Genomic DNA, 12,517 nt, shown 5'->3' on the forward strand with positions numbered 1-12,517 from the left:
ATTTACTTTATATTTAATATTATATCATTTATGAAAACATTTTCTTAAACTTAAGATATCAATTTATTAAAAAAATAAGTTTATGTTTTATTTATTATTAAACGTTTCAAAAATCTATATTTAATTGCAAATTTTTCTATTGATAATTCTCTAAATTTATATTTTTAATATTTACATTAATTAATTTAATTTTCTTCTAACTTTATACCTTTTTTAACAAAAAACTCTTTAACCTCTTCTGCCTTACTTTTATTAGTTGAAGCTACAAAAGATTTTATTTTTGAGTCTTTAAAGAAAATTTTAAATAAATATAAATTTTTATTTCTCTTATTTTCAACTATTTTTACCTTTGAAATGTTTTTATACTTATATGTTTCTTTTCTTTCTAACATGTAGATGTGATTTTCTGCAAGTATCCACTCTGAATTACTATTTAAATAATTAAAAGCTGCCATAATCAATAATAATCCTGAAAACATTCCTTCATCCTTAGTAGAAATTGCAATAATAAATCCTTTATTAATTATTAATATAACTAAAAAGGATAAATATATAACAACTAAAAAGCTATTAAAAATAATCTTTAAATTCACCTTATCCTTATTTGCTATAACTACATCTTTATTTCTACATAACTTTTTAAACTCTAAATACTTAAGCAAATATCTAATATAAATTCCTAAAAAAACTATGGTAATTATTAAATTTAAACTTAAGAAAAAATAATCTCCAGCTGTCTTCATAACTTCTTCTCCTCTGTTCATTCTATTAAAATAATTATACATTAAAACTTATATCACTTTCAAAGCCACCTAAATATCTATTTTTATAAAAACAAAAGGCCATATCAAATAACTTTTGATATGGCCTTAAATACTTGGCTTTAAGTAAGTGTTGATTTTATATAGAACTGTAATCCCATCTTAATGAGTAGTTAGAGTTTCATTGAATATGAAAGAACAATAGCCTTAAGAAACGAAGCTGTTTGACCAGCGAAAGTCCTTAGTTTTAGCTATTATTCTGGAATATTCAATAGAAATTCTCTAAGAAATTAAGTAGGTCTTAAGTGTTAGCTAAAATCAATACTGTTTTAAACAAAGCCAAACAATTAAACTACTTCATTAATTTGCAAATATTATTTGTGAATTCTACAGGGTCTTCTATGCTTAAGCCTTCAACAAGTAATGCTTGGTTATAAAGTAAGTTTGCGTATAAGTTAAACTTATCTTTATCACTTTCAAAAGCTTCTTTTAATGAGTTAAATACTTCATGATTTGTATTAACCTCTAAAACTTTTTGTGCCTTTACTTCTTGATTATTTGGCATAGCACTTAGTATTTTTTCCATTTCAATTGAAATTTCTCCCTCTGAAGATAAGCATACTGGATAATTTTTAAGTCTACTTGAAGCTTTAACTTCTTTTATTTTTCCACCTAAAGCTTCCTTCATTCCTTCAAATATACCTTTATTTTCTTCATTTTCCTTTTTAACTTCTTCTTCTGATTCTATTCCTAAATCACCACTTGATACTGATTTAAATTCTTTTTCTTTGTAGTTCATTAGCATTTTTATTGCAAATTCATCTACATCATCTGTGAAATAAAGAATTTCATATCCTTTATCCATTACCATTTCAGTTTGTGGCATTTTTTCTATTCTTTCATTAGATTCTCCCACTGCATAATAGATATATTTTTGATCTTCAGCCATTCTTTCTACGTACTCAGCTAAAGTTACCATTTTCTTTTCTTTTGATGAGTAGAACATTAATAAATCCTTTAACTCATCCTTATTCATTCCAAAATCATCATAAACTCCATATTTTAATTGTCTTCCAAAGGATTTATAGAATTTTTCATAGCTTTCTCTATCATTTTTAAGCATTGATTCTAGTTCGTTTTTTATCTTAGTTTTTATATTTTTAGCAATACGGCTTAATTGTCTATCATGTTGAAGCATTTCTCTTGAAATATTAAGAGATAAATCTTGAGAATCTACTATACCTTTTACAAAACCAAAGTAATCAGGTAGAAGTTCTGAACACTTATCCATGATTAATACTCCGTTAGAATATAGCTCTAAGCCTTTTTCATATTCTTTTGTGTAATAATCATAAGGAATATTCTCAGGAATATATAAAATTGAATTATAACTTATCATCCCATCAACACTTATATGCATGTGTCTTAAAGGCTTGTCAAATCCAAATCTCTTTTCATTGTAGAAATTGTTGTAATCATCATCAGTAAGCTCATTTTTATTTCTTCTCCACAAAGGAACCATGCTGTTTATTGTTTCCTCTTCAATATATTCCTCATGTTCATTTTCTGTTCCATCTTTTACTCTTGATTTAGTAATGTCAAGTTTAATTGGGTATCTTATAAAATCTGAATATCTCTTAATTAAACTTCTTAATTTATATTCTTCTAAGAATTCATCATAATTTTCATCTTCATTATTTTCTTTTAAATGTAAGATTATATCTGTTCCAAATTCTTCTTTTTCGCCCTCAGAAACTGTATATCCATCTACTCCATCGGATTCCCATTTATAAGCCTTATCTGATCCAAAAGCCTTTGTTACTACAGTTATTTTGTCTGCAACTAAGAAACCTGAATAAAATCCTACCCCAAATTGTCCTATAATATCATATCCATCTTTAATTTCATTTTCTTCCTTGAATTTTAAAGAACCACTCTTAGCTATAACACCTAAGTTTTCATTTAGCTCTTCCTCTGTCATACCAATACCTTTATCAGAAATTCTTAAAGTTCTTTCCTCTTTATTTGGTACTAATTTTATATAATAATCATCCTTGTTGAATGTTAGTGAACTATCACTTAAAGTTTTATAATAAACCTTATCTATTGCATCACTTGCATTTGAAATTAATTCTCTTAAAAATATCTCTCTGTTTGTGTAAATTGAGTTTATAACTATGTCTAATAGTCTTTTTGACTCTGCTTTAAATTCTCTTTTTTGCATATTAAATTGCTCCCTTCAAAACAAAAATCTCATCTTATTAGCACTCACCAACAACGAGTGCTAACTACATAATTTATATATATCACTTTTTCAAATTAATGTCAATATTATTTATTTTTCAAACTAAAATTATTAATAATCTGATTCCTCTTCAATCATTTCTATAAGCATTTTTTCTTTCCTTTCTCAACAATAGATTTATACAATTTATCAAAGTTTTTAGTAGGCTGAACTATGAATCCATTAACACCCATATCTAACATCTTCTCGAAATACTCTTCCTCAGTATAATAATCTAAATTTGTACTTCCAACTAAAATTTGATACCCCTTAATTCTAGTTATTTCATAAATACCATTTACTATATTATTACTAAATGGATTTGTTATATCACCAACAACTACCCCTATTAGATTTGATTTTTTAAGCTTTAAATTACTTGCCATTATATTTGGACTATAATTAATTTCTTCAATAACTTGTTCTATTCTTCTTTTAGTTTCTGGTGACATTTTATCAAACTTATTATTTAGATAAAATGATACTGTTGTTTTTGAAGTTTTAGCTTTTCTTGCAATATCATTTATTGTTAAATTTTCAACTTCCTTAAGTTCCTTTCCCACACTTATACTCCTCATACTTTATCTATATTATGACTTCAAACGAATTACTTCACTTCTTCCATTAAATTTGTGTATTACTACTACTTTTCCATATATAGCTACGTCATTATACATATATATTTTCGCCCCTTTAAATGTCTCTCTATTAAATATAACAACTGTATAACTTTCATTTTCATCTATAATAAATTCTTTAATTATTGCCATATTTTCTTCTATTTTTTCTTTTGAATTATATTGTAAAATATTAGGATTTCTTATCTCTATATTTTTTAATCCTTGTCCTAAAATCATATCATAATTTACCAAATTATTTTCAAAGGCAGTCTTAGTTACTATCTTTTTATTGTTATTTATACTGTTATAATGTTTTGAAATCAATCCATTACTTATAATCTTTTCTTGTACATTGTTATTATAAATTTTAATTTCACTTTCAGAATTTACACACTTAAAATAATCCTCTTCTTCATAAATCTTAACCTGATTATCTAAGTTATAATAATTTTTACAAGTATGTTTTCCCTTACATCTTATGTCATTTACCACTATCCATATGCATGGAGAAATAACTAATACTTTTCTTATAACAACATAAGGAGTTTCATCATCTAATGTAGCTAAATAATATATTTCTGAATATGAAACATTATCCTTTTCACAAAAATAATTTTTCATAACATCTGGATATTTCTCATATTGCCATGAATTTTTAGGTATTGCAAAAGGAGAGTCATCAATAACAGAAACATTATGTGCCTTTGCAGACTTTAAATATTCTCTAAGCACATCACTTTCAACATAAGTATATCTTCCTGTGTCTACTAAAAAAGGTTTTCCTCCATAATGAATTGAAAAATGACACAAATCTGAATGACCATGTCCACTTCCTAAAGTACCATTTTGTAAATAAGTAAAACTAGCTTTTTCATCCCATCCGCTTCTAATATATATATTTCCAGAATCAATAAAAGATTTATTTAAAGTTTTAATCTCAACTTTTTCAATATTTATATATTTTATAAAGCCACTTTTACCAAATAAAAATATAGTAGATAAATCCACCTCATTATGAGCTCTAAACTTTAATTTTGGATCATTAAATAATATTGAGGCTTTTACTAATACATCTCTAATATCACTTCTATCACTATCTCCTTGAGATTCCTGCAGTGAATTAGCATCTCCACAATACACAAGATATTTAGCCATTAAATGTATTTTTCTCAAAAACTTCTTATCTAAATCAAAATTAAAATAATTAGCATAATATCTAGTTGTCATGGAACAATTTAAAACTTCTATATGATACATAATAGATTGCTCCCAATGAGAGCCATCTTCTAAAACCTGAATTTCAATTTCTTTATAAAGTTCATTTAATCCCCATTTAAAAAGCTCTTCATCATTTATAAAATCTTTAAGCCATAAATAACAATAGACTATTGATGTAGTTTGTAAAACGCCCCAATTACTTAATATATACTTAGGTACATATAATTTTCTTAAATACTCTAATTGTTCTTTCATACTTAAAACTATCTTTAATATTTCATCATCACTTAATTTATCCTCATTAACTAAATGAAGTAAAACTTTTAACCAACTTCCACATCTTATTCCTGTATCTATGGTTCTTATTGTTTGCCCACCACTTATTTTAATTTCATTATTTTCTATCCAGTTAAATATTAACTCCTTTAGCTTATCTATATATTTTTCATCCTCTTTTACATAATATGCAATTAACAATTTCTCAAAATATTCATGTCTATTAAGCATAAATACCCATTCCTCATCACCATTTGGAGTAAAACTCCAATCTAAATCTTTGTTTAAATAAGGAATATTACACTGTTCCATATCCCACTCATCATCAAATAAAAAGGAATTATTAAGAATTAAATTGGCACCTATTATCTTTTTTTTTAAACTTTCTTTACAAATATTATTTATATAACACTTAACAAATTCTAAATCATATTCATTCATATAATTTTTAATATTACTTTTTAATTCCGTTAACTCTCTAATATAATTACTCATAAATTTACCACCTCATATAAAACAAAGGGCATATATCAAAATAACTTTTATAAAACTTACAAATAATATGAAAAGAATATCTAGATGAGCTTTAGAATTTAAATTGTTACTTAGAAAATATCATATTAAAAACTTAGATTCTTCGAAGCGTAGCAAATTTCTAAGCTTTAGTGATATTTTAGTAATAATGATTATAAATTCTTAAGGAAATCTAGTAATTCTAGGAATATATTTGTAGGTTTTATTGTTATATTTTGATACAGCCCCTTCATCTTTTGACTCTATTTTAAGAAAGTGTTGATTTTAGCTAGCATTTTAGACCTACTTAATTTTCTAGAAAGTTTCTATCAAAAATCAACACTAGTTTAAAACAAAGTCTATCTTTTAAAATTAATTTCATATTTATCATCAGATATACATATATGTATATTGCTTATTATTCATTTTTACAATTTATTTTACGGCACCCATAATGCCATCTTTATCAACTTCTATAATAACACCTTTTGAAATTTCTAATTTTACTACATTATCTTTTATACTTTTTATTATCCCATATATGCCAGATATAATAATAACCTTATCACCAGGTTTTAAATTAGATAAATACTCATCTCTTACTTTTTCCTGCTCTTTAATTTTCTTTTTATTTATTATTGGCGCAATAAAGGACATTATAATAGGATATAGTGCTAATAATAATATTATTATCCATAATGTTTTATTATTCATTGCTAATCAATTAAATCCTTTCTACATATAACTGAAGCCATTTCTGGTAAATTATTAATAGCTTCTTCAATAACTTCTCTTATATTTTCATTACTCTCTAAAACTAATGTATTCATTATAATTTCTAATATACAAGCTACTGAAACGCCTCCAACAACATATTGATTTTCTGATTTAGTATTTAATAATATCTCTCTTGATGTGATTTGAAAAGGTGCTCCCCCAGTTATATCTGCAAAAATAATTAAATCATCATTATTTTCCACATAGTCTTTAACCTTCATAGCAAAATCATCATGGCTTAAATCTTGATTTAAATTTATAGCCTCAATATTTTCTTCTACTCCAGTTAATAACTTTACTACTGATTTAATACCTGTTGGATACTCTCCATGTCCTACTAATAATACCTTCATTAATAATACTCCTAACTGTAACTAATATTTTAAAATTTGGTTCTGTTTCAAGAAAATGTTGATTTTAGCTAGATTTTTAGGCCTACTTAATTTTATAAGATATCTTTCAAAATTCCATTAATATTTTCTAAATTTAAATTTACATATCTAATTTATTTTATAGGCTAATCATAAAGTTATATCTAAAATCAACAAGAGTTTAAAACATATCTTTTAATTTACAAAGTAAATTTTTAATAAAACTTACAAATAGATTTTAAGCAATTTTAGATTTATTAGAACTTATCTAAACATCACTCAAAACTATTTGTAAGTTTATTTTTAAGGTTTCATAAACCTTTTTTATTTTATTAAACTAATTCATTAAGCTAAAATTTTTAATACAGATCCTAATATACCTATAACTATAGTTAATCCAACTAATTGATAAGTTGTCCATTTACGTTTCTTTATAAGATAGAATATAAATATTGTAAATAATGCAGGTAACATTGCTGGCGCAATTTTATCTAACATTTCTTGAATTGATACTATCTTTTCAGCACCATCTGGCATTTTACCAACATATTTATAAGCTATTTCCATTTTAGTAAATGAAACTGCTAATCCTGAGATAACTGTAACACCAATCATACTAGCTACTGCTGATATTTCTGCCATTTTTTCACTTAAAACATCTATTATGCTAGTTCCCAATTTGTAGCCATATATACCAGTTAATAATTTTATAGTTGTTAATATTGCATTCATAGCTACAAAGAATAATATAGGTCCAGCTATTAATCCATCTTGTGCTAAACTTGCTGCTATTGTTGAGAATAATGGTGCTAAACAAAATTGTGAAAGTGAGTCACCTATTCCTGATAAAGGGCCCATTAAAGCATATTTTATAGTTCTAGCTTCTTCTGATGATCTTCCTGAATCAAGCATTACTAAATGTAAACTTGTAATGAAAGGAAGAAAATGTGGATTAGAGTTAAAGAATTCAACGTTTTCACTTAATGCATTCTTTAATCCAGCTTCATTATTTTTATAAATCTTTTTTAAAGCAGGATACATTACATTAGCATATCCTATACCTTGATAATTTCCATAGTTAAATCCATTTTGTAAGAAAAATGCTCTTAAGGCTGTTTTTATATAATCACTTTTACTTAATACTCTTTTAGATTCCACCTTCAAACACGACCTCCTCATCATTACCATTTGAATTGCTATTATTTGAATTACTTCTTCTAAAATGTTCCATTAAAGCAAATGTTGCCCCAACAAAAGCAACTCCCATTACTGGTAAGTTTAAATATCCTATACAAACATATCCTAATAACATAAATGGTATAAGTTCTGTTTTAGCCATAATTGATAATATCATTGCAAATCCAATTGCTGGTAACATTTTTCCTGCTACTGATAAACCATTTATTAACCAACTTGGTATTAATCCTATAACATATTGTAATCCTGATGTACTAAATGCTGCTGCAAATCCTATAATAAATCCAACTATAATAAATACCCATATTGTTGCATTTGCACCTATTTTAAATTTAGTATAATTTCCTTCTTCAATACCTTTATTTGCAAACTGACTTAATCCTGTTGCAAATGTATAAGTTGCTGTAATTAAGAATTGGAAAGCTACTGCAAATGGAAATGATAATGCAAGGGCTGTTGCTGGATCCATTCCTTGACTTTTCATAGTTATGGCCATCAATGTACCTACTATTCCTGGTCCCATAGGATTTGGTGGAACTGTACCTCCTGCCCCAACTCCAAATCCCATGAATGCTATTTCAGATACAGCCCCCATAGCTAAAGCTGTTGGAATATCCCCTAAAATTATTCCAACTCCAAAAGATAGTATAATACAACGATTTGTATATATTCCAAGTAACATACCAGCTAAACAAAAAGCTGTCCACAAACCGATTAATATACATTGAACTAATGTAATGTCCATATAATTTTACCTCCACATATTTAATCACAAAACCTTTTATTTATTATAAATATTTAGTAATGTCTACTTGAACTGCCCCATCATCACCTCTTGGTGTTGTTTTTGTATTAAATTTAATTCCATATTTTTCTGACAATTCTCTTATTGCATCCTTATCTTCTTTTCCTAAGTAAATTGAACGAGTAATTTGTTCTTTTCCTTCTTTATTGTGGATATTTCCTATATTTATTTCCTTAACTGGTACCCCTCCTGCAATAAGCTTTAATGCATCCTCTGTATTTTTACATACTAAAAATATTTTTTGTTGTGGTGAAGCCTTATGAATTACCTCACAAGTTTTTTCTATTGAGAAGAATCTCATAGCTATTGATTTTGGTACAACCGTTTTCATTAATGTTTGTTGTATTTTATCTTCACTAGCCTCATCATTAGCAACTATAACAGTATTAACTCCTAATGAATTTAACCACATTTGCCCTTGTCCATGAATTAATCTTTCATCAATTCTCATCATTTCAATATTTACACCCATTTTAAACACTCCTTTTACTACCAATAAAGGTTCCAATCTTTATAAAATCTCATTAAAGCTTCTAAGAAGAAATAATCTCCCCATATATTACCTTCATCTACCCCCTTACCTGAATGCCATGAATAAACTCCATGTAACAAAATTGGTTTTCCTGGTTTTATATTTTTATTAAGATAATTGTTAATTAAAGATTTTAAAATATTATGCATAGCATATTTATAAACTTCTTTATTTTCATGAACTTCTGGTAAATATTTATTCATTTCATGCATTCCACACACTGCAATGGCAGCTGCTGATGAATCTTTTGATTGATCATCTCCATCATTAAATATTAAATCCCAATAACACACATTGTCTTTAGGTAATCTATTTAAGAAATAATTAGTCATTCCTTCATAAAGATTGAAGCAACTATGATTTTTTGTATATTTATAATTTAAAGGAATTCCATAAACTCCCCAAGCTTGTCCTCTAGCCCAAGATGAATCATCACTATATCCTTGTCTTGTAACCCCTTTTATAGGATTACCTGTTTCAGGATCCATATAGAAAGTATGGAAAGCAGATGCATCATCTCTTATAACATTATTGCATGATGTAACAAAATGTTTATTAGCTATCTCCTCATATTTCTTATGACCTGTTTCATTACTAGCCCAATATAACAGTGGAATATTTAATAGACAATCTATTATAAATCTATAATGCTCTTTATTTCCTAACTCACCCCAAGCCTGAATAAATTCACCTTTTTCCTGATATCTTGAAATAAGTTTATTTGCAGCCTTTATAGAAGCTTCCTTTGCAACATCTGATCCTGTTAATTTATATCCACTTACTGTGGCAAGAGAATATAAAAATCCTAAATCATGATGATCTAATTCTATATTTTTATCTACTCTATTTTTGAAAGATAAAACATTCTTTTCTGCAAGATTTTTATATTTATCTTTTCCTGTATATTCATAAGCAAGCCATAATAATCCTGTCCAAAAACCATCTGTCCACTCAATATTTTCAATTATTCCATACTCATTATTTTTTGTTGCTGATGATGGGAACTTTTCATTTAAATATTCCATATTAGCATCAATTTGATTTATAACTAATTGAATAGCATTCTCAACTTCTGCTTTAGTTAATAATTTAGTATTTAAAAATTCTTCTCTTTTTTTAATATCCTCTATTTTTATTTCTTTAATCATAAATATCCCTTTCATCCAATACAAACTATATTATAAGAAACATTCAAAGTTAATTTCTTTTCAAACTTCTAAATTCAGCTTTTAGTAAATCGGTTTCATTGAATTTAATGTACATTCTCTAAAATCTTTTGAAAACTTTTTATTTGGTAAATTATATTAATTTACTAACTTATATATTCATATCTGCTCTCAATTTAATTCATTAAAATTATTTCTTTATTTTATGAATATTTTTTATCTTTTATATTGTTTTTTAGAAATAAGGGCATGTATAAAGATAACTTTTTATAAAACTTTAAAAATAATATGAAATAAATTTTATTATTATCTTTTGATACAGCCCATTTTAAATTTATTATCTTACTAGCCACCCACCATCAACAGCTAATATATGACCATTTAAATAGTCAGAGGCTTTACTTGCTAAAAATACAACAGTTCCCATTAAATCAGAAACTTCTCCCCATCTACCTGCAGGTATTCTTGAAAGTATTTCTTTATTTCTATTTTCATCAGCTCTAATTGGTGCAGTATTAGCAGTTTTAATATATCCTGGTGCAATAGCATTTATCTGAATATTTTTCTCTGCTAATTCATTAGCAAATGCCTTAGTTATACCTGCAACACCGTGCTTACTTGCTGTATATGGAGGTACAAATTTTCCACCTTGGAATGCAAGCATAGATGCAATATTTATAATTTTTCCTTCTCCTTGTTTAACCATAATTCTAGCAACTTCTTGTGATAAATAATAAACTGCATTTAAATTTATATCTATTACAGCTTGCCAATCTTCTTCTTTATACTCTAATAAAGGCGCTCTTCTTATTGTTCCCGCATTGTTTACTAATATATCAATTTTTCCAAATTCATCTAAACAAGTAGATATTACTCTTTCTCTAGTTTCTTTTTTTGTTAAATCACCTTTAACAAAAACTATTTTTTTACCTAATGATTCTACTATTTCTTTAACTTCTGAAACATTATCATCAAAAGTTGTAACTAATATGTCTGCTCCTGCTATAGCAAGTGCCTCTACATAAGACATACCTAAACCAGTATTTCCTCCAGTTACAATTGCCACCTTACCTTCTAAATTGAAAAAATTTAATGAAAATTTTTCTTTGCTCATACCCTATTATTCCCCCTTATCTTAAAGTATCCATTGAAATATGATCCATATCATCAAAAGTTTTATTTTCTCCACACATTCCCCATATGAATGTATAGTTGCTTGTTCCTACTCCTGAGTGAATTGACCAACTTGGTGATATTACACAATCTTCATTCTTAACAACTAAATGTCTTGTTTCATCTGGTTCTCCCATTAAGTGGAATACTCTTGTATCTTCTTCCATATCAAAGTAGAAGTAAACCTCCATTCTCCTCTCATGAGTATGACAAGGCATTGTGTTCCAAGCATTTCCTGGTTCTAACATTGTTAACCCCATTAATAATTGACAACTTTCACATACATTTGGATGGACATATTGGTATATTGTTCTCTTATTTAATGTTTTATTATCTCCTAATCTAACTGGGTTAGCTTTTTTTATTTCAATTTTTACGTTTTCATACTTTTTATGAGCTGGCACTGAATTAATATATAACTTTGCTGGTTCTTCTGGATTTACTGATTTAAAGCTTACTTCTTTATTTTCTTTTCCAACATATAAACCATCTTTCTCTTTTAACTCATATTCAACTCCATCAATAGTTACTATAGCTTTTCCCCCTATATTAATTACTCCAAGTTCTCTTCTTTCTAAGAAATATTCAACACCCATTTCTTTTCCAGCTTCTAATTTAAGTTCTTGATAAACCGGTTTTATTCCACCAAAAATTATTCTATCTACATGACTATATATAAGTTCTATCTTATCATCCCTAAATATATCTCCAGCTAAGTAATTTTCTCTTAATTCCTTAGTATCATATCTTTTTGAATCCTTTGGATTATTTGCATATCTAAATTCCATAATTACCCCCTATTTATTTCAAGAAAATTTTATATA

The 12,517-nt window shown here is 26.7% G+C and carries 12 protein-coding genes; all 12 read right to left on the reverse strand.

What is annotated here, in order from left to right; all coding sequences use genetic code 11:
* Positions 1-185: 185 nt before the first annotated feature.
* The 12 genes from Q1K13_RS05975 to kduI all read right to left on the reverse strand — a co-directional run bounded on the left by Q1K13_RS05975 (position 186) and on the right by kduI (position 12,481).
* The gene (locus tag Q1K13_RS05975; protein WP_300348478.1) at positions 186-743 is read right to left on the reverse strand and encodes a hypothetical protein; all 558 of its coding nucleotides are present in this window, start codon (positions 741-743) and stop codon (positions 186-188) included.
* Positions 744-1,113: 370 nt separating this feature from the next.
* Positions 1,114-2,985, reverse strand: coding sequence for a molecular chaperone HtpG (htpG, locus tag Q1K13_RS05980; RefSeq protein WP_300348479.1), 1,872 nt, complete (start codon positions 2,983-2,985; stop codon positions 1,114-1,116).
* 161 nt (positions 2,986-3,146) lie between these two features.
* On the reverse strand, positions 3,147-3,608 hold the full coding sequence (locus tag Q1K13_RS05985; RefSeq protein WP_300348480.1) for a LacI family DNA-binding transcriptional regulator: 462 nt from the start codon (positions 3,606-3,608) through the stop codon (positions 3,147-3,149).
* Positions 3,609-3,635: 27 nt separating this feature from the next.
* On the reverse strand, positions 3,636-5,654 hold the full coding sequence (locus Q1K13_RS05990) for a heparinase II/III family protein (RefSeq protein WP_300348483.1): 2,019 nt from the start codon (positions 5,652-5,654) through the stop codon (positions 3,636-3,638).
* 453 nt (positions 5,655-6,107) lie between these two features.
* The gene (yajC, locus tag Q1K13_RS05995; RefSeq protein WP_300348486.1) at positions 6,108-6,386 is read right to left on the reverse strand and encodes a preprotein translocase subunit YajC; all 279 of its coding nucleotides are present in this window, start codon (positions 6,384-6,386) and stop codon (positions 6,108-6,110) included.
* A gap of 2 nt (positions 6,387-6,388) precedes the next feature.
* Complete coding sequence (locus Q1K13_RS06000; RefSeq protein WP_300348489.1) at positions 6,389-6,802, reverse strand: PTS sugar transporter subunit IIA; 414 nt, start codon at positions 6,800-6,802, stop codon at positions 6,389-6,391.
* A 363-nt stretch (positions 6,803-7,165) separates the two neighbouring features.
* Positions 7,166-7,978: a PTS system mannose/fructose/sorbose family transporter subunit IID gene (locus tag Q1K13_RS06005; RefSeq protein ID WP_366522618.1), complete on the reverse strand. Its 813-nt coding sequence runs from the start codon at positions 7,976-7,978 to the stop codon at positions 7,166-7,168.
* Positions 7,968-8,762, reverse strand: coding sequence for a PTS mannose/fructose/sorbose/N-acetylgalactosamine transporter subunit IIC (locus tag Q1K13_RS06010; RefSeq protein WP_300348491.1), 795 nt, complete (start codon positions 8,760-8,762; stop codon positions 7,968-7,970). Before Q1K13_RS06010 ends, Q1K13_RS06005 begins: the two co-directional genes overlap by 11 nt.
* Before the next feature lie 43 nt (positions 8,763-8,805).
* On the reverse strand, positions 8,806-9,294 hold the full coding sequence (locus Q1K13_RS06015; RefSeq protein WP_300348493.1) for a PTS sugar transporter subunit IIB: 489 nt from the start codon (positions 9,292-9,294) through the stop codon (positions 8,806-8,808).
* 17 nt (positions 9,295-9,311) lie between these two features.
* Positions 9,312-10,502 carry a glycoside hydrolase family 88 protein gene (locus tag Q1K13_RS06020; RefSeq protein WP_300348495.1) on the reverse strand — a complete coding sequence of 397 codons (1,191 nt, stop codon included), beginning with the start codon at positions 10,500-10,502 and terminating at the stop codon, positions 9,312-9,314.
* A gap of 355 nt (positions 10,503-10,857) precedes the next feature.
* Positions 10,858-11,634 carry a 2-dehydro-3-deoxy-D-gluconate 5-dehydrogenase KduD gene (gene kduD / locus Q1K13_RS06025; RefSeq protein WP_300348497.1) on the reverse strand — a complete coding sequence of 259 codons (777 nt, stop codon included), beginning with the start codon at positions 11,632-11,634 and terminating at the stop codon, positions 10,858-10,860.
* A gap of 16 nt (positions 11,635-11,650) precedes the next feature.
* Positions 11,651-12,481, reverse strand: a complete 831-nt coding sequence (kduI, locus tag Q1K13_RS06030) for a 5-dehydro-4-deoxy-D-glucuronate isomerase (protein ID WP_300348500.1) — start codon at positions 12,479-12,481, stop codon at positions 11,651-11,653.
* Positions 12,482-12,517: the final 36 nt, after the last annotated feature.

This window comes from Clostridium sp., from assembly GCF_029267215.1.
Taxonomy (GTDB): domain Bacteria; phylum Bacillota; class Clostridia; order Clostridiales; family Clostridiaceae; genus Sarcina.

Excerpts from the sequence above, each read along its gene's own strand:
- Q1K13_RS05975 (WP_300348478.1), bottom strand. The coding sequence starts at position 743 with ATGAAGACAGCTGGAGATTATTTTTTCTTAAGTTTAAATTTAATAATT.
- htpG (WP_300348479.1), bottom strand. The coding sequence starts at position 2,985 with ATGCAAAAAAGAGAATTTAAAGCAGAGTCAAAAAGACTATTAGACATA.
- Q1K13_RS05990 (WP_300348483.1), bottom strand. The coding sequence starts at position 5,654 with ATGAGTAATTATATTAGAGAGTTAACGGAATTAAAAAGTAATATTAAA.
- yajC (WP_300348486.1), bottom strand. The coding sequence starts at position 6,386 with ATGAATAATAAAACATTATGGATAATAATATTATTATTAGCACTATAT.
- Q1K13_RS06000 (WP_300348489.1), bottom strand. The coding sequence starts at position 6,802 with ATGAAGGTATTATTAGTAGGACATGGAGAGTATCCAACAGGTATTAAA.
- Q1K13_RS06010 (WP_300348491.1), bottom strand. The coding sequence starts at position 8,762 with ATGGACATTACATTAGTTCAATGTATATTAATCGGTTTGTGGACAGCT.
- Q1K13_RS06015 (WP_300348493.1), bottom strand. The coding sequence starts at position 9,294 with ATGGGTGTAAATATTGAAATGATGAGAATTGATGAAAGATTAATTCAT.
- Q1K13_RS06020 (WP_300348495.1), bottom strand. The coding sequence starts at position 10,502 with ATGATTAAAGAAATAAAAATAGAGGATATTAAAAAAAGAGAAGAATTT.
- kduD (WP_300348497.1), bottom strand. The coding sequence starts at position 11,634 with ATGAGCAAAGAAAAATTTTCATTAAATTTTTTCAATTTAGAAGGTAAG.
- kduI (WP_300348500.1), bottom strand. The coding sequence starts at position 12,481 with ATGGAATTTAGATATGCAAATAATCCAAAGGATTCAAAAAGATATGAT.